19 protein-coding genes are annotated in these 18,423 nt (G+C 72.7%); 8 read left to right on the forward strand and 11 right to left on the reverse strand.

Going from position 1 to position 18,423, the window contains the following annotated elements; translation table 11 throughout:
* The first annotated feature begins 131 nt into the window (after positions 1–131).
* Positions 132–539, forward strand: a complete 408-nt coding sequence (locus AB0L56_RS26405; protein WP_365427238.1) for a CoA-binding protein — start codon at positions 132–134, stop codon at positions 537–539.
* 50 nt (positions 540–589) lie between these two features.
* Complete coding sequence (locus tag AB0L56_RS26410) at positions 590–1,813, forward strand: 4-hydroxybenzoate 3-monooxygenase (RefSeq protein WP_365427241.1); 1,224 nt, start codon at positions 590–592, stop codon at positions 1,811–1,813.
* Positions 1,814–1,828: 15 nt separating this feature from the next.
* Here AB0L56_RS26410 and AB0L56_RS26415 read toward each other — a convergent pair whose 3' ends face one another.
* Positions 1,829–2,188, reverse strand: a complete 360-nt coding sequence (locus AB0L56_RS26415; RefSeq protein ID WP_361024063.1) for a metalloregulator ArsR/SmtB family transcription factor — start codon at positions 2,186–2,188, stop codon at positions 1,829–1,831.
* Positions 2,189–2,259: 71 nt separating this feature from the next.
* On the opposite strand from AB0L56_RS26415, the gene AB0L56_RS26420 reads away from it, so the two are divergent.
* The gene (locus tag AB0L56_RS26420) at positions 2,260–3,297 is read left to right on the forward strand and encodes a cation diffusion facilitator family transporter (RefSeq protein ID WP_365427244.1); all 1,038 of its coding nucleotides are present in this window, start codon (positions 2,260–2,262) and stop codon (positions 3,295–3,297) included.
* A gap of 10 nt (positions 3,298–3,307) precedes the next feature.
* Here AB0L56_RS26420 and AB0L56_RS26425 read toward each other — a convergent pair whose 3' ends face one another.
* Both AB0L56_RS26425 and AB0L56_RS26430 read right to left on the reverse strand, forming a co-directional pair.
* Entirely contained in the window at positions 3,308–3,865 is a 558-nt protein-coding gene (locus tag AB0L56_RS26425) for a YbaK/EbsC family protein (RefSeq protein ID WP_365427247.1), read from the reverse strand.
* Positions 3,866–3,908: 43 nt separating this feature from the next.
* Positions 3,909–4,481 carry an XRE family transcriptional regulator gene (locus AB0L56_RS26430; protein WP_361024291.1) on the reverse strand — a complete coding sequence of 191 codons (573 nt, stop codon included), beginning with the start codon at positions 4,479–4,481 and terminating at the stop codon, positions 3,909–3,911.
* 112 nt (positions 4,482–4,593) lie between these two features.
* Between AB0L56_RS26430 and AB0L56_RS26435 the strand changes: the two genes are divergently transcribed.
* Positions 4,594–5,451 (forward strand): DMT family transporter, encoded by an 858-nt coding sequence (locus AB0L56_RS26435; RefSeq protein ID WP_361024072.1) that lies wholly within the window; start codon positions 4,594–4,596, stop codon positions 5,449–5,451.
* Between the two features lie 7 nt (positions 5,452–5,458).
* Here the strand turns inward: AB0L56_RS26435 and AB0L56_RS26440 are convergent, their stop codons facing one another.
* Positions 5,459–6,277 carry an acyltransferase gene (locus tag AB0L56_RS26440; RefSeq protein WP_365427250.1) on the reverse strand — a complete coding sequence of 273 codons (819 nt, stop codon included), beginning with the start codon at positions 6,275–6,277 and terminating at the stop codon, positions 5,459–5,461.
* Positions 6,278–6,386: 109 nt separating this feature from the next.
* Here AB0L56_RS26440 and AB0L56_RS26445 point away from each other — a divergent pair, with 109 nt between their 5' ends.
* Entirely contained in the window at positions 6,387–6,917 is a 531-nt protein-coding gene (locus AB0L56_RS26445) for a gamma carbonic anhydrase family protein (RefSeq protein ID WP_365427253.1), read from the forward strand.
* Positions 6,918–6,968: 51 nt separating this feature from the next.
* On the opposite strand, the gene AB0L56_RS26450 is transcribed toward AB0L56_RS26445, so the two are convergent.
* The 3 genes from AB0L56_RS26450 to AB0L56_RS26460 all read right to left on the reverse strand — a co-directional run bounded on the left by AB0L56_RS26450 (position 6,969) and on the right by AB0L56_RS26460 (position 11,168).
* Entirely contained in the window at positions 6,969–7,598 is a 630-nt protein-coding gene (locus tag AB0L56_RS26450) for a DedA family protein (RefSeq protein WP_365427255.1), read from the reverse strand.
* A gap of 94 nt (positions 7,599–7,692) precedes the next feature.
* Positions 7,693–10,071 carry a phosphoketolase family protein gene (locus AB0L56_RS26455; protein WP_365427258.1) on the reverse strand — a complete coding sequence of 793 codons (2,379 nt, stop codon included), beginning with the start codon at positions 10,069–10,071 and terminating at the stop codon, positions 7,693–7,695.
* Between the two features lie 197 nt (positions 10,072–10,268).
* Positions 10,269–11,168, reverse strand: a complete 900-nt coding sequence (locus tag AB0L56_RS26460) for a universal stress protein (RefSeq protein WP_365427261.1) — start codon at positions 11,166–11,168, stop codon at positions 10,269–10,271.
* A gap of 265 nt (positions 11,169–11,433) precedes the next feature.
* On the opposite strand from AB0L56_RS26460, the gene AB0L56_RS26465 reads away from it, so the two are divergent.
* On the forward strand, positions 11,434–11,898 hold the full coding sequence (locus AB0L56_RS26465; RefSeq protein WP_365427264.1) for a cyclic nucleotide-binding domain-containing protein: 465 nt from the start codon (positions 11,434–11,436) through the stop codon (positions 11,896–11,898).
* 37 nt (positions 11,899–11,935) lie between these two features.
* Here the strand turns inward: AB0L56_RS26465 and AB0L56_RS26470 are convergent, their stop codons facing one another.
* The gene (locus tag AB0L56_RS26470; protein WP_361024093.1) at positions 11,936–12,388 is read right to left on the reverse strand and encodes a DUF4442 domain-containing protein; all 453 of its coding nucleotides are present in this window, start codon (positions 12,386–12,388) and stop codon (positions 11,936–11,938) included.
* A 117-nt stretch (positions 12,389–12,505) separates the two neighbouring features.
* Here AB0L56_RS26470 and AB0L56_RS26475 point away from each other — a divergent pair, with 117 nt between their 5' ends.
* Positions 12,506–13,516: a hypothetical protein gene (locus tag AB0L56_RS26475; protein WP_365427267.1), complete on the forward strand. Its 1,011-nt coding sequence runs from the start codon at positions 12,506–12,508 to the stop codon at positions 13,514–13,516.
* A 60-nt stretch (positions 13,517–13,576) separates the two neighbouring features.
* Complete coding sequence (locus AB0L56_RS26480) at positions 13,577–14,878, forward strand: MFS transporter (RefSeq protein ID WP_365427270.1); 1,302 nt, start codon at positions 13,577–13,579, stop codon at positions 14,876–14,878.
* A 376-nt stretch (positions 14,879–15,254) separates the two neighbouring features.
* On the opposite strand, the gene AB0L56_RS26485 is transcribed toward AB0L56_RS26480, so the two are convergent.
* The 3 genes from AB0L56_RS26485 to AB0L56_RS26495 all read right to left on the reverse strand — a co-directional run bounded on the left by AB0L56_RS26485 (position 15,255) and on the right by AB0L56_RS26495 (position 18,394).
* Positions 15,255–16,100, reverse strand: a complete 846-nt coding sequence (locus AB0L56_RS26485; protein ID WP_365427273.1) for a fused MFS/spermidine synthase — start codon at positions 16,098–16,100, stop codon at positions 15,255–15,257.
* Between the two features lie 73 nt (positions 16,101–16,173).
* Complete coding sequence (gene tuf / locus AB0L56_RS26490) at positions 16,174–17,343, reverse strand: elongation factor Tu (protein WP_365427276.1); 1,170 nt, start codon at positions 17,341–17,343, stop codon at positions 16,174–16,176.
* A 316-nt stretch (positions 17,344–17,659) separates the two neighbouring features.
* Positions 17,660–18,394 (reverse strand): DNA alkylation repair protein, encoded by a 735-nt coding sequence (locus tag AB0L56_RS26495; RefSeq protein ID WP_365427279.1) that lies wholly within the window; start codon positions 18,392–18,394, stop codon positions 17,660–17,662.
* Positions 18,395–18,423: the final 29 nt, after the last annotated feature.

Genomic DNA, 18,423 nt, shown 5'->3' on the forward strand with positions numbered 1-18,423 from the left:
GGTCGCCGTGCGCCGTTAGCGGCGTCGCGGGGTACAGAGGCGGCTAGGGGCGGCGGCGGTGACGGGAATCACCGCGTGCCCTGCCTCGTTGTGCGCAGTGACAGCTCTTTCACGATTCCGGGAGGCCGGCGGTGTACGGCGACGAGGCAACGGTCCGCAAGATCCTCACCCAGCACGGTGACACCTGGGCCGTGGTGGGCCTGTCGTCGAACCGGCAGCGCGCGGCGTACGGCGTCGCCCAGGTGCTCCAGCGCTTCGGCAAGCGCGTGGTGCCGGTGCATCCGAAGGCCGAGACGGTGCACGGCGAGCAGGGTTACGCCTCGCTCGCGGACATCCCGTTCGACGTGGACGTCGTGGACGTGTTCGTCAACAGCGACCTCGCCGGCGCGGTCGCGGACGAGGCGGTGGCCAAGGGCGCCAAGGCGGTGTGGTTCCAGCTCGGCGTCATCGACGAGGCGGCCTACGAGCGGACCCGCGCGGCGGGCCTGGACATGGTGATGGACCGCTGCCCGGCGATCGAGATACCCCGGCTCGGCTGACCGTCCCCGGGGGCCGCGGCGGCACGGTGAAGTGCCGCCATAATGACGCGATGACGCAGAGGTTCCCCCACTCCAACTCCCCTACGCCGCAACACTTTCCGGTCGTCGTGGTGGGCGCCGGGCCGGCCGGGCTGACCGTCGGCAACATCCTGCGGGCGGCCGGTGTGGACTGTCTGGTCCTGGAGACCGGGACCCGGGAGTTCATCGAACGCCGGCCCCGGGCCGGGGTGCTCGAGGAGTGGGCCGTGCGCGGTCTGGAGCGGCGGGGCCTGGCGGGCCGGCTGCTGGACCGCGCCGAGCGGCACACCGCGTGCGAGTTCCGTTTCGCAGGGGAGCGCTACCGGTTGTCGTACCAGGAGCTGACGGGTAGTCATCACTGGGTGTATCCGCAGCACTTGCTGGTGACGGACCTGGTGCGCGAGTACGCGGATGTACGCGGCGGACGGATACGGTTCGGCGTGCGGGACGTCCGGCTGCACGACCTGGACGGCGACCGTCCTTCGGTGTCGTACGTCTGCCCCCGAAGCGGCCGACGGGAGGTCGTGGCCTGTGACTTCGTCGCAGGCTGCGACGGAGCCCGCGGGGTGACCAGGTCGTCCGTCGCGCCGGGACGGGCCCGGGTGGCGCGGCACGACTACGGCATCGGCTGGCTGGCCCTCCTCGCCGAGGCGCCCGCGTCCGCCGACTGCGTCCTGTTCGGCTGCCACCCGGACGGCTTCGCCGGCCAGATGCCCCGCAGTCCGGAGGTGACCCGCTACTACCTCCAGTGCCCGCCCGGCGACGACCCGGACTCCTGGTCGCACGAGCGCGTCTGGACCGAGCTGCGGCGCCGGCTCGCGGCGGCGGGAGCGGCTCCGCCGGTTGAGGGGCGGCTGATCGAGAAGCGTGTGCTGGACATGCACGACTACGTCACCGAGCCGATGGTGTTCGGCCGGCTCTTCCTGGCCGGTGACGCGGCGCATCTGATCGCACCGATCGCCGCCAAGGGCATGAACCTCGCCCTGCACGACGCGTTCCTGCTCGGGGACTCCCTGGTCGCCCTGCTCACCCGGGACGACGACAGCGGACTGGCCGGCTACTCCCGGGAGTGTCTGCGGCGCGTGTGGGACTACCAGGAGTTCTCCCAGTGGCTCTCCGAGCTGTACCACGGCGCCGCGACGGGGGACCCGTTCCGTTCGGGCACTACGCTGGCCCGGCTGCACCGCCTGTTCACCTCCCCCACGGCCGCTGCCGCCTTCGCGGAGCAGTACCTGGGCACGGCGGCCCGTCACTGAGGGCGCGGCACCCCGTCAGTCGTGCGGCGGACGGTCGCCGATCCGGTGGTCGGCCACGTTCAGCGCCTCTCCCACCAGCCGCCGCAGATGGCCGTCGCGCAGGGAGTAGATCACCCTGCGGCCCTCCTTGCGGGTGTCCACCAGGCCGGCGAGACGCAGCCGCGCCAGATGCTGGCTGACCGCCGGGCGCGCCGCCCCGCATGCCTCGGTGAGCGTGGTGACATCGGCCTCGCCGCCGCTCAGGGCGTGCAGCAGGGTCAGCCGGGTGCGGTCGCCGAGCAGCGCGAGCAGCTCCGCCGCGAGCGCGAACTGCTCCTCGCCGGGGGTGTGCGGATGCGCATCCTGCGCAGCTGACAGGTGCATGCGTGCGCTCATACGCACATAATGACTCCATGGGCGCCGCCGCGTCCATCCCGCCCAGGCACCGGCTCCGGAAGGGGACGACCGTGACCGACCGGCACGACCACGACCACCCCCACGACCACGACCGGCCTTCCCCGTTCCGCCGCCTCGCCCATCGCCTCCGTCCCCATTCCCACGGGACCGCCGACAAGCTCGACTCCGCTCTGCAGTCCTCGGCCCGGGGCATGCGCGCGCTGTGGGTCTCCCTCGCGGTGCTCGGGGTGACGGCGCTGGCGCAGGCAGGGGTGGTGCTCGTCTCGGGCTCGGTGGCGCTGCTCGGCGACACGGTGCACAACGCGGCCGACGCGCTGACCGCCGTACCGCTGGGCATCGCCTTCGTGCTGGGGCGGCGCGCCGCCACCCGCCGCTTCACCTACGGCTACGGGCGGGCCGAGGACCTGGCCGGCATCGTGATCGTGCTGACGATCGCCGCGTCCGCGGTCTTCGCGGGCTGGACCGCGTTCGGCCGGCTGCTGGACCCGCGGCCGGTTGAACACGTTCCGGTGGTCGCCGCCGCGGCCCTTCTCGGGTTCGCGGGGAACGAGTGGGTGGCCCGGTACCGCATCCGCGTCGGCCGTGCCATCGGCTCGGTCGCGCTGGTCGCCGACGGGCTGCACGCCCGCACGGACGCGTTCACCTCGCTGGCGGTGCTGCTGAGTGCGGGTGGCGCGGCCCTGGGGTGGCGGTACGCGGACCCGGTGGTGGGGCTCGCGATCACGGCGGCGATCGCGCTGGTCCTGCGTGACGCCGCGCGGGAGGTGTTCCGGCGGGTGCTGGACGCCGTGGACCCGGCGTTGGTGGACCGGGCCGAACGGGCGCTGACGGAGGTGCCGGGGGTGCGCGGGGTGGGCGAACTGCGGCTGCGCTGGATCGGCCACCGGCTGCGCGCGGAGGTGGCGGTCGTGGTGGACGGCGAGGCCACGGTGCGTGAGGCCCACCGCATCGCCGTCGACGCCGAGCACGCGCTGTTGCACGCCGTCCCCCGGCTCACCGCCGCGATGATCCACGCCGATCCGGAACCGGTGCCGGGTGCGGGGGACCCGCATCTGCCGCTGGCCCACCACGCGGCGGGCCCGGCCTGACCCGGCGGCCTCAGGCCGTGCCCAGTCCCTCCAGGACGACCGCTCCGGGCAGCTCCGCGAACGCCTTGCCCGGAACCAGCAGTTTGCCGCGCCGCCGGCCGCTGCCGACGAGCACGTACGGCAGGTCCACGACGGCGGCGTCGACCAGGACCGGCCAGTCGCCGGGCAGGCCGATGGGGGTGATGCCGCCGTACTCCATGCCGGTCTCCCCCGTCGCCGTGTCCATCGGGGCGAAGGAGGCCTTGCGGGCACCCAGGTGGCGGCGGACGACGCCGTTGACGTCAAGCCGGGTGGTGGACAGCACCACACATGCCGCGAGCGTGGTGTCGCCGCCACGCTTGCCCGCGACGACCACGCAGTTCGCCGACCGCTCCAGCAGGTCCCGGCCGTAGTGCTCGACAAAGACCGCGGTGTCGGCCCAGCGCGGGTCGGTCTCGACGTAGAGGATCCGGTCGGCGGGGACGCTGCCGCTCCAGGCGCGGACGGCGGCGGCTACCGGGGCGGTCAGCTCGTCGAGACAGTCGGGCGCGGGTGTGGCGTGGTCGAAGTCTCCGATGGGTGCGCGCATGGCCGCACCGTAACAGCAGCCGGAAGGCGGTCGAAGGGGCGTCTCAGTGCACGGGCGGCACCGACACAGCCATGATCATCTCCATCGGTTCGTCACCCTGGTTGCCGTACGTGTGGGGCACGTTGGCCTCGAAGGAGGCGCTGGCGCCGACGGGCACTCGGTGCTCGGTGCCGTCGACGGTGAGCGTCAGTTCGCCGGTGGTGACATGGACGAGTTCGACCGTGCCGGCCGGGTGCGGGTCGGAGTCGCTGCTCTCTCCGGGCATGAGGCGCCACTCCCACATCTCCAGCGGGCCGGGCGCCTCGGTGCCCGCGAGCAGCCGGTTGTAGCTGCCGCGCTCGGTGTGCCACAGCCGCACCGCCTGGTCGGCGGGGACGATCCGGACCTGTGGACCCCGCTCGTAGTCGAGCAGGGTGGTGATGCTGACACCCAGCGCGTCGCCGATCTTGACGACCGTGCCGATGCTCGGGTTGGTGCGGGCCTGCTCGATCTGGATGAGCATGCCGCGGCTGACGCCCGCACGCGCCGCGAGCGCGTCCAGGGTGAAGCCGCGCTCGGCGCGCCAGCGCTTGACGTTGCGCGCCAGGGACTGGGTCAGCAGGTCGAGGTCCGACACATTCCGTCCGTTCCGTTCCGTCACGTTGAATATTTTGGATGGCTTAGTTCAATGCGTTCGACTACGGTGTGGTGCACCCGTTTGTTCACCGCACTGTACTGCGAGGTCCGCCGTGACAGCACTTTTCGCCCTGGCCACGAGCCTGTTGTGGGGTCTGGCCGACTTCGGCGGCGGACTGCTGACCCGGCGCACCCCCGCGCTCACCGTGGTGGTGGTCTCGCAGTCCATCGCGGTGGCCGTGCTCGGTGCGATCGTCGTCGCGACGGGGGCCTGGAGCGAGGCGGACGGGCGGCTGTGGTTCGCCGTGGCCGCCGGGCTGGTCGGGCCGGTGGCGATGCTGGCCTTCTACAAGGCGCTCGCCCTGGGCCCGATGGGGGTCGTCTCCCCGCTGGGCTCGATCGGCGTGGCCGTGCCGGTCGGGGTGGGACTGGTGCTGGGCGAGCGGCCCGGAGTGCTCCAGTTCGCGGGCATCCTGGTCGCCGTGGCCGGTGTCGTCCTGGCCGGCGGACCGCAGTTCAGGGGCGCCCCCGTGCAGCGCCAGGCCGTTCTGCTCACACTGCTCGCGGCATTCGGCTTCGGCGCGGTGATGGCCCTGATCGCCGAGGCGTCGACGAGCCTCACCGGACTCTTCCTCGCCCTGTTCGTGCAGCGGGTCACCAATGTGGCGGCGGGCGGCCTCGCCCTCTGCGTCTCGGTGCGGCGGGGGAACTCCGCTCTGGGACCGGGCGGGTTTCCCCGGCGTTCGCTGCCGGCGCTCGCGTTCGTGGGACTCGCCGATGTGGCGGCCAACGGCACGTACTCGATCGCGGCACAGCACGGGCCGGTAACGGTGGCCGCGGTGCTGGCCTCGCTCTACCCGGTGGTCACCGCCCTCGCCGCCCGGGGGCTGCTCAGCGAGCGACTGCGTGCGGTGCAGGCGGCCGGGGCGGGACTGGCACTGGTGGGATCGGTGCTGCTCGCGACGGGGTGAGCGCCGGTCAGCTCCCGGGTTCGAGTTCCGCGAGCCGGGGTGCGCCGTCGGCGAGCCGCCCCGCGCTCCCCCCGTCCAGTTCCGCAAGCCGGGCCACGCTCTCCTCGTCCAGCAACGACAGCGCCCGCAACTGCTCCGGGGTGACACCCTCCGGTATCGGCACGGGCGCCGGGGTGCGCAGCGGCGGCTGCCAGCCGTCGGCGGGAGTCCAGCGGCGTACGACGCGGGCCGGGGCCCCCGCGACCACGGCGTGGTCGGGCACCGTGCCCCGGACCACCGCCCCCGCGGCCACCACCACGTTCCGCCCGATGCGCGCCCCCGGCAGGATCACCGCGCCGGTGCCGATCCAGCAGCCGGCGCCGATCTCCACCGGCTCCATCCGCGGCCACTGCTTGCCGATGGGCTCGTGCGGATCGTCGTAGGAGTGATTGGTCGAGGTGACGTAGACGTACGGCCCGAAGTAGCAGTCGCTGCCGATGGTGACGGCCGTGTCGGCGATGACGTGGCTGCCGCGGCCCAGGACGACCCCGTCGCCGATGCGCAGGATCGGCTCGGGACCGAGGTCGAGACCCGGCATCAGACCGGCGGTGAGGGTGACTTGCTCGCCGACGATGCAGTGCGCGCCGAGCCGGATCCACGGTTCGCCGAACACCGTGCCGAGCGGGAAGGCGAGGCGGGTGGCCTCGCCGATCGAGCCGAAGCGGAAGCGGCCGGGGTGCTCGGCGGTCACCGAGCCCGTGCGCTGCAGCCAGGCCCAGCCGGCGTGGACCACGCGCTGAGCGAAGCGGCGCGGCCAGGACGAGAACATGTTCTTGCGCTTCGGCACGGAGTTCACCGTAGTCCGCGGGCGTCATGACGACGGGCCCGCACCCCTGTGATCTTCACCCCACCGGGTTGGCGTACGGTTCCCCCCATCACCCGACGAGGAGGCGACGATGACCCAGCAGGCCCTGATCAGCGGCATCGGCGGCAAGAAGCCGCAGGTGGACCCGGAGGCGTTCGTGGCTCCCACGGCCTCGGTGATCGGGGACGTGACGCTGCACGCGGGCGCGAGCGTCTGGTACGGGGCCGTGCTGCGCGGGGACGTGGAGCGGATCTCCGTCGGCGCGAGCAGCAACGTGCAGGACAACTGCACGCTCCACGCCGATCCCGGGTTTCCGGTCAGTGTCGGCGAGCGGGTCTCCATCGGACACAACGCCGTGGTGCACGGGGCGACCGTCGAGGACGACTGCCTGATCGGCATGGGGGCGACGGTGCTGAACGGCGCGGTGATCGGCGCCGGGTCGCTCGTCGCCGCGCAGGCGCTGGTGCCGCAGGGGATGCAGGTGCCGCCCGGGTCGCTGGTCGCGGGTGTGCCGGCCAAGGTGCGGCGGGAGCTCAGCTCCGAGGAACGGGAGGGGCTCACCCTCAACGGCACGATGTACGCGGAGTTGGCGAAGGTTCACCGGGAAGAACACGGCGCGTAGGGGGTAGTCGGCGGACCGCGGGCCGGTTCCCGCGCCCCTCTGGGGGCGCTACTACTCGCTCGCGACGGCGGGCTCGGCTCCTGCCTGCTTCGCCTTGCGCTTCAGTACCAGCATCGAGGTGATGCCGATCAGTACCGCCAGCACCAGGCCCAGCCATGAGAAGCGCTTCAGCCAGGACTCGGCGACGATGCCGACGTAGTAGATGACGGCCGTGGTGCCGCCCGCCCACAGGATGCCGCCGAGGATGTTGGCGGTGAGGAACTTCCAGTACGGCATCCGCAGCACGCCCGCGAGCGGGCCGGCGAAGATGCGCAGCAGGGCGACGAAACGGCCGAAGAAGACCGCCCACATGCCCCACTTCTGGAAGGACCGCTCGGCGGTCGCGATGTGGGCCTCGCTGAAGTGCCGGGGGAACTTCGCGCCCAGCCGGGCCAGCAGCGGCCGCCCGCCCTTGCGGCCGATGGCGTAGCCGATCGAGTCGCCGATGATCGCGCCGGCGGTGGCGCTGGCGCCGAGGACCACCGGGTCGATGTCGCCGTGCTGGGAGGCGAGCAGCGCGGAGGAGACCAGGATGATCTCCCCCGGCAGCGGGATACCCAGGCTCTCCAGCCCGATGACCAGACCCACCAGTGCGTACACGGCGACCGCGGGTACGGTCTCGAGCCACTCCTGGACGTGCAACGCCGCTTCCTTCCGCTCGGCCGGTCCTGTGTCCGTGCGCCCGGACACGGCGCACGGACGGGAAGCCTACCGGTTGGGGACGCCATGCCCGGATTCAGGCGTTCCAGTTCCACTCCGCCACCTCGGGCAGGTCGGTGCCGTGCTCGCGGATCCAGGCGTGGTGCCGCGTGCGCGCGTCGGCCATCCGCTGCCGCAGGGCGGCGGAGCGTACGGCCAGTCCCGGGACGCGGTCGATGACGTCCATGACCAGCCGATAGCGGTCGAGATCGTTGCGGACGACCATGTCGAACGGTGTGGTCGTGGTGCCGGACTCCTTGTAGCCGCGCACATGCAGGTGCCGGTGTCCGTTGCGGCGGTAGGCGAGACGGTGGATCAGCCACGGGTAGCCGTGGTAGGCGAAGATCACCGGCTTGTCGGCGGTGAACAGTCCGTCGTACTCGAAGTCGGTCATGCCGTGCGGGTGTTCCCCGTGAGGCATCAGCCGGGCGATGTCGACGACGTTCACCACGCGCACCGCCAGCTCCGGCAGATGGCGGCGCAGCAGCTGCGCGGCGGCCAGCACCTCCTGGGTCGGCACGTCCCCGGCGCAGCCGAGCACCACGTCGGGTTCGCCGCCGTTCTCGGAGCCGGCCCACTCCCAGATCCCGGCGCCCCGCGCGCAGTGGACGCGCGCCTCGTCGATCGACAGCCAGTCGTAGCAGGGCTGCTTGCCGGCCACGATCACATTGACGTAGTCGCGGCTGCGCAGGACCTGGTCCGCGACGGACAGCAGGGTGTTGGCGTCCGGCGGGAGGTAGACCCGTACGACGTGGGCGCTCTTGTTGAGCACGTGGTCGACGAAGCCGGGGTCCTGGTGGGAGAAGCCGTTGTGATCCTGGCGCCACACGTGCGAGGTGAGCAGGTAGTTGAGGGAGGCGATCGGGGCGCGCCAGGTCAGCTCGCGGGAGGTCTTCAGCCATTTGATGTGCTGGTTGACCATCGAGTCGACGATGTGCACGAACGCCTCGTAGCAGGAGAAGAATCCGTGCCGGCCGGTGAGGAGGTAGCCCTCCAGCCAGCCCTGGCACAGGTGTTCGGAGAGGATCTCCATCACCCGGCCGTGCCGGTCGAGGTGTTCGTCGACCTCGAGGGTGGCGGCCTGCCAGGCCTTGCCGCTGGCGTCGTAGACGGCCTGGAGCCGGTTGGATTCGGTCTCGTCGGGGCCGACGAGCCGGAAGTCCCGCCGGCCCGCGGTGTCCCGCATGATCTGTTCGAGGAGTTCACCGAGGATCCGGGTGGGCTGGTGGAGCGTGGTGCCGGGCTTGTCGACGGGGACGGCGTAGTCGTCGAGCGAGGGGATGGGCAGGCCGCGCACCAGCAGTCCGCCGTTGGCGTGCGGCGTGGAGCCGAGGCGCCGGGCGCCCTCGGGGACGCAGGCGAGTACGTCCGGGACGGGTCGGCCCGCCTCGTCGAACAGTTCCTCGGGCCGGTACGACTTCAGCCAGGCCTCCAGCTGCCGCAGATGCGCCGGGTCGTCGCGCACGCCGGGGAGCGGCACCTGGTGGGAGCGCCAGGTGCCCTCGACGGGCTGTCCGTCCACCTCGGCGGGGCCGGTCCAGCCCTTCGGGGTGCGCAGCACGATCACGGGCCAGCGCGGGCGCCCGGTCGCGCCGTCCTCGCGGGCGGCGCGCTGTGCCTCGGCGATGCGGTCCAGGGCGGTGTCCATGGCTCCGGCCAGCGCGCGGTGGACGGCGTTGGGGTCGTCGCCGCTCACGTGGAGGGGGTCGTGGCCGTAGCCGCGCAGCAGTGCGTCGAGTTCGGCTTCGGGCAGCCGGGCCAGGACGGTCGGGTTGGCGATCTTGTAGCCGTTGAGGTGCAGGATCGGCAGCACGGCACCGTCGTGGACCGGGTCGAGGAACTTGTTGGAGTGCCAGGACCCGGCCAGCGGCCCGGTCTCCGCCTCGCCGTCGCCGATCACGCAGGCGACCAGCAGATCCGGGTTGTCGAGGGCAGCGCCGTAGGCGTGGGCGAGGGAGTAGCCGAGTTCGCCGCCCTCGTGCACGGAGCCGGGGACCTCGGGGGCGACGTGGCTGGGCACACCGCCGGGGAACGAGAACTGGCGGAACAGCCGCTCCATGCCCGCCGCGTCCCGGCCGACGTCCGGATAGGTCTCGCTGTAGCTGCCCTCCAGCCAGGAGTTGGCCAGCACGGCGGGGCCGCCGTGCCCCGGCCCCCAGATGCACAGCGCGTCCAGTCCCCGGGCCGCGATGACCCGGTTGAGGTGGGTGTACACCAGGTTCAGCCCGGGCGAGGTGCCCCAGTGCCCGAGCAGCCGGGGCTTGATGTGCTCGGGCCGGAGGGGCTCGGTGAGCAGCGGGTTCGTCAGCAGGTAGATCTGGCCCGCCGACAGGTAGTTGGCGGCCCGCCAGTGGGCGTCCAGCGTGCGCAGTTCCTCGTCGCTCAGTACGGTCCGGATGTCCTGGTCCTCAGGCATGGATGACTCCGTGAGTGGTCGGCCTGGGTGGTCGGGGTGTCGGCGGGCACGGACGGGGGCCGCGTCCGGGACGGGCATCAGGAGCGGGGTACCAGTTTCCCGGGGGCCGATGCCCCTGGCACGCACAACGGGCCAGGTGGCTCAATCCGGTGCGGTACGGCTGCGGGCGGATCCGGTGGGCGGCGGCCCCCGTCCCTCTAGTCGTGTGCGACGACCGCGACCGGTGCCGCCGAGTGGTGCATCACCGCGTGCGTGACGGGCCCGATGTGCGCGCCGAGCGGATTGCGGCGGATCCGGCGGCCGACGACCACCAGCGAGGACTCCGCCGACGCCTCGACCAGGCGGATGGACGGGCTGCCGCCGAAGGACTCCTCGACGACCTCCACCTGCGGGAACTTCTCACGCCAGGGGGCCAGCGCCTGCGTCAGTCTCTCCGCCTCCTCCCGCGCGATGCCGTGGTACGCCTCCGGCGCTGCGGCGAGACCGTAGACGTAGTAAGGGGGCAGGGCCCAGCCGTGGACGGCGCGCAGCGCGGTCCTGCGGCGCGCGGCCTCGGCGAAGGCGAAGCCGATGACCGGCTCGTCGGGCCGGTCCGCGTCCAGACCCAGCAGGACCGGCCGGTACCCGGTGGCGGCGGACGGGATGCCCGCGGGGTCGGGTTCGTGCTCGTCGGCCGCCTGCTCACCGGCACGGACCAGGACGACGGGCTGCTCGGCGTGGGCCACGACGACGAGTCCGACGGAGCCGACCAGGAATCCGCCGATGCCGCCGAGCCCCCGGGAACCGAGCACCAGCAGCTCGGCGTCCTTCGCGGCTTCGGTCAGCACCTCGTACGGCATGCCGTCGGTCTGCTCGTGCGACATCCCGACACCGGGGTGACGCAGTCGCAGTCCCTCCGCGGTCTCCCGCAGCATGCGGTCGCTCCAGCGGGTCCCGTCTCCGGGCCGGGACGGCTCCCGCGCGGGCCCGGGAGCGGGCCGGCGGACGTGGAGCAGCCGCAGCGGCAGACCGCGCAGCAGCGCCTCCCGGGCCGCCCACTCGGCGGCGGCGCGGCTCTCGGCGGAGCCGTCGAGTCCGACTGTGATGGTGCGGGTCATGGTGGGCACCTCCGGCCGTTGGATGATCACCACGAGTGTCGCCCGCACAGCCGATCCGGCCGCAGGGGCCAGAGGTCCCGGGCCGGCGCCGAAGGGCCCCGGTCCGGCTCCGGCGAGAAAAGAAGGGCCTCGGTCGAGCCCCGGCGAGAAAAGCGGGGCCGAACGCCATGGGGTTGGGGCCGTACGGCCCTTGGTGCGGGGTGACGGGAAGGGTCAGGCTGGCGGGACCAGGGCAGTACCGATCGTCCCGTCCGGGAGGCTCGCCATGTTCGCTCCCCCGTCCCCCAGCATGCCGCGCGCGTTGCCCGCCGAGCACCGGGCGCGGCTCGTGCGGACCGCCCGTGAGGTGTCCTTCCCGCAAGGCGCCCGGCTGTTCGAGGAGGGCGGCCACGCGGACCGGTTCTGGGTGATCCGCACCGGCACCGTCGAACTCGACATGCGGGTACCCGGTCGCCGGGCCGCCGTCATCGAACGTCTCGGCCACAACGAACTCATCGGCTGGTCCTGGCTGTTCTCCCCGCACGTGTGGCACCTGGGCGCCGAGGCGGCCACTCCGGTGCGGGCGTACGAGTTCGACGCCCCGGCCGTCCTCGCCCTGTGCCAGGAGGACCCCGAGATCGGCCGGGACCTCACCCGTTGGGTCGGCAACGTGGTGGCCCACCGGCTGCACGCCGCCCGGGTCCGGCTGCTGGACCTCTACGGCCCCTACGGCGCCGGCGGCGCCCTGTGAGGGACGGCCGCCTCGCCTCGTGAGGGGGTGGTGAAGGTCAGCTGTTGGGACGCAGGGTCCACACGACGGTCATCTCGCTGGTCACCGCGCCGTCCTCGCGGCGGATGGCGATCGACACCGGGAACTCCGGGCGGCGGCCCTCGTCCAGTTCGGCCACGACCTCGGCGGCCGGGCGGCCGAGGGTCGCGGTGGCGGTGACCGGGCCCATCGCCAGCTTCTTGTAGGCGATCTCGGCGCGGACGGCCAGCGGCACCGCACGCGCGAGCTGGTCCCCGAAGGCGGCGAGCACGATAGCGCCGCTCGCGGACTCACCCAGGGTGAACATGGCTCCGGCGTGCGGGCCTCCCACATGGTTGTGGTAGTCGGCCTGGTCGGGCAGGGCCACCACGGCCCGCTCGGGCGTGGTCTCCAGGAACTGGAGGTCGAGGGTACGGGCCATGGGCACCGTGGCGGCGAGCATCTCGCCGACGGACATCTGGTCTGCGCTCATGACCGAATGTTACCCACTAGTAGCCTGTGACACCATGCCGCTCGGCCCCGAGTTGCTACGTCCCCGTCAAAGGGCGGTGACCCAATCGTGTCCCGGGCGCGGCTAGGGTGGCTGCCCATGTGGCCAGGACAGCAGCCGCCCGGGGGCGAGCAGAACCCGCAGTCGAACAATCCGTACCAGCAGCCGGGGTACCAACAGCCGAATCCGTATCAGCAGCCCGGCTACCAGCAGCCGAACCCGTATCAGCAACAGCCGCAGTGGAGCGGTGCGTCCACCGCGGGCATGCCGCAGCCGCCGCAGGGCGGAGGCGGCGGGAACCAGACCAAGCTGGTGGCCATCGTGGCGGCGACGGCCGTGGTGGTGGCGGCGGGCGTCACCGGGTTCCTGGTGCTCGGCGGTGACAAGGACGACGAGGCCGACGGCAAGAAGAAAACCAGGCCGAGCGCGACCGCGCCGAAGGGCTCCTCCGGGGAGCCGAGCGCCTCCGCCTCGGGCGGCAACCCCCGGGGCGGTGACGAGGAGAAGGCGACGATTCCGGGCTGGCAGGTCGTCGTGAACACGCGCTTCGGCACCAAGTTCGACGTCCCCGGCGACTGGGAGATCGAGACTCCCGGCACCAGTGTGGGCTTCGAGTGGGAGGAGAAGGACGGTGAGATGGGCCGCACCACCGTCACCGCCCCGGCGTATCTGAAGTCCAAGTGGTGCACCAGCGACGACGACAAGGACGGCCGCGAGGACGACACCGCCCTCGCGACCGCCGGAACGCGCGGTGAGAACGGCGCGAAGACCACGCAGGAGGCGGCCGAGACCCGGGTGCCGTGGTGGATCTACGGCGGGTACACACAGCCCGACAAGAAGAGCGTCAAGCAGGTGAAGCCGAAGGCGTACACCACCACGTCGGGCATCAAGGGCCATGTCGCCACGTCGCACTCGGAGAACACCCCGCAGAAGGGGAAGTGCAAGAGCGAGGGCAAGGCGATCACCTTCGCCTTCAAGAACGGCGCGGGCGACTTCGTCACCTGGAACCTCTACGGGGCCAAGGGCGTCAAGGACGAGATCCCGGAGGCGACCGTGCAGAAGATCCTCAGCACGGTGCGCCTGACCGAGGAACCGCCGACGGGGACGTAACAAGCCAGGGGGCCGGCGGCCCATTTGGCAAGTCGGCCCCCGCCCGGCGATAGTCACGGGGTGCCGACCTCCGTCCTTCGCCGCCGCCCCGTCCTCGCCGGGCGCAACTACTCCCTGCTGACCGCCGCCGCCGTGGTGACCGGCCTCGGCAGCAACGGCGCCCTGATCGCCGCCGCGTTCGCCGTGCTGGGCGCGGGCGGCGACAGCGGCGACGTGGGTCTGGTGGCCGCCGCCCGCACCCTTCCGCTGGTGCTGTTCCTGCTGATCGGCGGCGCCGTCGCGGACCGGCTGCCGCGGCACCGGGTGATGGTCGCGGCCAACGTCCTGAACTGTGTCTCGCAGGCCGCGTTCGCGGCGTTGGTCCTGGCGGGCGAGGCGCAGCTGTGGCAGATGATGCTCTTCAGCGCGCTCGGCGGCACCGGTCAGGCGTTCTTCAACCCGGCCGCCGAGGGCATGCTGCTGTCCTCGGTCGACGGCGAGCAGGCCGGCCGGGCGTTCGCGGTGTTCCGGATGGCGATGCACGGGGCGACCCTCGGCGGTGCCGCGCTCGGCGGTGCGATGGTCGCCGCGATCGGGCCGGGCTGGGTCCTGGCGGCGGACGCGGCGGCCTTCGCGGTCGCCGCCGCGCTGCGGGCGTTCCTCGATGTCAAGCACATCCCCGCGCGTGCGCCGGGCGGCGGCATGCTCTCCGATCTCAGGGAGGGCTGGCGGGAGTTCACCGGCCGGCCCTGGCTGTGGGGCATCGTCGTCCAGTTCTCCATCGCCAACGCGGTCGTCGGCGCCGCCGACGCGGTCTACGGGCCGCTCGTCGCCCGGGATCATCTGGGCGGGGCGGCGCCGTGGGGCGTGGCGCTGGCCTTCTTCGGCGGGGGCACCGTGGTGGGCGCGCTGCTGATGACGCGCTGGCAGCCGCGCCGTCTGCTGTTCGTCGGCACCGTGTGCGTGTTCCCGCTGGCGCTGCCGTCCGCGGCGCTCGCCGTGCCGGTGCCGGTCGCGCTGCTCTGCACGGTGATGTTCGTGACCGGCGTGTCCGTGGAGGTGTTCGGGGTCTCCTGGATGACCGCGCTGCACCAGGAGATCCCCGAGGAGAAGTTCTCCCGGGTGACGGCGTACGACTGGTTCGGCTCCGTGGCGCTGGTGCCGGCGGCGATGGCGCTGGCGGGCCCGGCGGAGTCGGCGTTCGGCCGCACGGAGGCGCTGTGGGGCTGCGCCGCGCTGGTCGTGGTCGTCACGGCGGCGGTCCTGTGCGTGCCGGACGTACGCAACCTGCGCCGCCGGACCCTGCACGTGACCGGCACGGCTGCCGTGGCCGCCGATGCCAGAGATCCCGCCGGCACCCGCGAGCCGGCCCCACAGGACTGAACCCACGGAACCCCGAACGGACGCCGACCCTGCGCGTCACCGGCACGGCTGCCGTGGCCGCCGATGCCGGAGATCCCGCCGGCACCCGCGAGCCGGCCCCACAGGACTGAACCCACGGAACCCCGACCGGACGCCGACCCTGCGCGTCACCGGCACGGCTGCCGTGGCCGCCGATGCCGGAGATCCCGCCGGCACCCGCGAGCCGGCCCCGCAGGACTGAACCCACGGAACCCCGACCGGACGCCGACCCGGCACGGCTGCCGTGGCCGCCGATGCCGAAGATTCCGCCGGCACCCGCGAGCCGGCCCCACAGGACTGAACCCACGGAACCCCGACCGGACGCCGTACCCCTCGGCGCCCGGGCCCGCACCGCGCGTCAGCCGATGCCGAAGGCTCCGGCCGGGGGTTCGGGTGACGGTACGGCGTCCTCGTCCCGCACCGGGCGCGCCCCGGCGGTGAAGTCCCGCAGCGCGGCGCCGTGTTCCACCCGGGCCGGAAACGCGTCGGCGGCGGTGGCGCGGGACAGACGAGCGATGTCCAGCGGGCGGTGGGCGGCGGCGAGGACCGCGTTGCCGAAACGGCGGCCACGCAGCATCCCCGGCTCGGCGATCAGCGCCAGTTCCGGAAACCGCGTCCCGAGCGTCGCGAGCTGGGAGCGCAGGAAGGCGAACGGGGCCGCGTCCGGGAGGTTCGCCAGGTACACCCCGTCGGGCCGCAGGACGCGCGCGGCCTCACGGACGTAGGCGACGGACGTCAGATGGGCCGGCACCCGTGAGCCGCCGAAGACGTCGGCGACCAGGACGTCCGCGCTGTCGTCGGGTGCCTCCTCCAGCCAGGCGCGGGCATCCGCCGCGTGCAGCGTGACATCGGCGCCGACGGGGAGCGGCAGATACCCGGTGACCAGCTCCAGCAGGCGCCGGTCGAACTCGACGACGTGCTGCCGGGAGCCGGGCCGGGTGACGGCCAGATAGCGGGGCAGGGTCAGCGCACCACCGCCGAGGTGCAGGGCGTCCACCGGGGCGCCGGGCTCGGCGAGGACGTCCAGGACGTGCCCGAGCCGACGGACGTACTCGAACTCCAGGTGTGCGGGCTCCTCCAGGTCCACGTACGACTGCGGTGCCCCGTCGACGGTCAGCAGCCAGGCCCGCTCCCGGTCCACGTCGGGCATCAGCTTGGCGGTGCCGTGATCGACGACGCGGGTCACGGGGATGGGCTCGCTCACCGCTCCATTGTGCCGTCGGCCCGACGACCGGCCGCCCGCCCCCTCCGCGGGGAGCGGGTCGGCCGTCCGCCGCTCAGCCGACCGAGGTGACCGTGCCGGCCCCGACCGTGCGGCCACCCTCACGGATGGCGAATCCGAGCCCGGGCTCCAGCGGCATCTCGCGCCCCAGCTCCACGGTCATCGTCACCGTGTCCCCGGGCCGCGCCACCGCCGCCGCACCGAGGTGGACGTCCCCGACGACATCCGCCGTGCGGATGTAGAACTGCGGCCGGTACCCGGTCGACACCGGTGTCGTACGGCCGCCCTCGCGGGTGGACAGGACGTACACCTGCGCGGTGAAGCGCCGGCTCGGCACCACGCTGCCCGGGGCGGCCACCACGTGCCCGCGCCGCACCGCGTCACGCGGCACCCCGCGCAGCAGCAGCGCCACGTTGTCCCCGGCCTGCGCCTCCTCCATGGGCTTGCCGAAGGTCTCCAGGCCGGTCACCACGGTCTCCACCCCGGCGCCGAGCACCTCGACCCGGTCACCGACGCGGACCGTGCCGCGCTCCACCGCGCCGGTCACGACGGTGCCCCGGCCGGTGATGGTGAGCACGTTCTCCACCGGCAGCAGGAACGGCGCGTCCAGATACCGCTCGGGCATGGGCACATAGGTGTCCACCGCGTCGAGCAGCGCCTCCACCGACGCCGTCCAGCGCGGGTCGCCCTCCAGCGCCTTCAGCCCGGAGACCCGCACGACGGGCGCGGACTCACCACCGTAGCCGTGCGCGGAGAGCAGGTCGCGGACCTCCAGCTCGACCAGGTCGGTCAGCTCCTCGTCGCCCGCGTCGGCCTTGTTGATCGCCACGACGACGTGGTCCACGCCCACCTGGCGGGCGAGCAGGACGTGCTCGGCGGTCTGAGGCATGATCCCGTCGAGCGCGGAGACGACGAGGATCGCCCCGTCGAGCTGCGCGGCGCCGGTGACCATGTTCTTGACGTAGTCGGCGTGACCGGGCATGTCCACGTGCGCGTAGTGCCGGGTGTCGGTCTCGTACTCGACGTGCGCGATGTTGATGGTGATGCCGCGGGCGGCCTCCTCGGGGGCCCGGTCGATGCGGTCGAACGGCACGAAACTGCCGGCGCCGCGCTCGGCGAGGACCTTGGTGATGGCGGCGGTCAGGGTGGTCTTGCCGTGGTCGACATGGCCCATCGTGCCGATGTTCAGATGCGGTTTGGTGCGGACGTACGCCGTCTTGGACATGGCGGTACCTCGAAGCCTCTCGGTGGTGACGCGTGACGTGCCCGGGCGCGGCGGATCGGCGCGCGGCCGGGACGTGGACCCCAGGAACCTGGCCGACCCTCCCCCTGGGGGGTCCGCCGGACGATCCGGGGAGGGTCAGCTTCGGGCGCCGTCGACAGCGGCGAGGAAAGCGGGAACGGCAGCCTTCGGGGCATCCGCGACGGCGGATGCTGCGAGGTGGAAGGCGTACCGGAACATGGCGTCGATCATTGCCGACAACCCGCCTCGCGTCGAATGAATTTAGGGGCCGGAGGAGCCCCGGGGGCCGGGGGGCCGGTTACGCGGCGATGTTCTTCAGCGCCTCCCGCACCGACAACGGCGCGAACCGACCCTGCTCGCGCGCCAGGAACGCCCGCACGGCGTCCGGGTCGGTCCTGGCGTACTCGCGCAGGCTCCAGCCGATGGCCTTGCGGATGAAGAAGTCCTGGTGGCCGGACTGGCGCAGGCAGTAGCCGAAGAGGCGTTCGGTGTCGGTGCGTTCCTTGTAGCGCAGCTGGTGGAGCAGGGCGGCGCGGGCGAGCCACAGGTCGTCGTCGCCGATCCACTCGTCCATGTCGGCGGTGAGTTCCGGGTCGGCGGCCACCAGTGCCCCGACGACATGCGCGGCGAGCAGGTCCACGGTGTCCCACCACGGCACGGTGGTGACGAGGTGCCGGGCAACGGGGAGGAAGCCGGAGGAGCAGCGCCGGACGTGGCGGCGTAGGTAGTCCACGGCGAAGTACTGGTACTCGCGCTCGGGCAGTTCCCAGCAGCGCACGGCTACGGCGGTGCAGTCGGCCTCGTCGGGCCGGGCCAGCCCCTCCACCACGGTGCGGGACAGGTCCCGGCGGACCGGGGTGGGCAGGCCCAGGAACGGGGCGACGTCCTTCATGTACGCCCGCATGCCCGCGGCCCGCCCGGGATCGGCAGCCGCCCCGTATACGGCGGTGAGCCGCTCCAGCACCGTGTCGGCGAGCGGGCTGTGCGGCACCGGCGGGGTCCGGGCGGCCGTGCCGTCTGCTGTGACGCGCATGAGACGAACACTACGGCGATCACAGATAT

It is taken from the genome of Streptomyces sp. NPDC052079, assembly GCF_040680275.1.
In the GTDB taxonomy this organism is placed as follows: domain Bacteria; phylum Actinomycetota; class Actinomycetes; order Streptomycetales; family Streptomycetaceae; genus Streptomyces.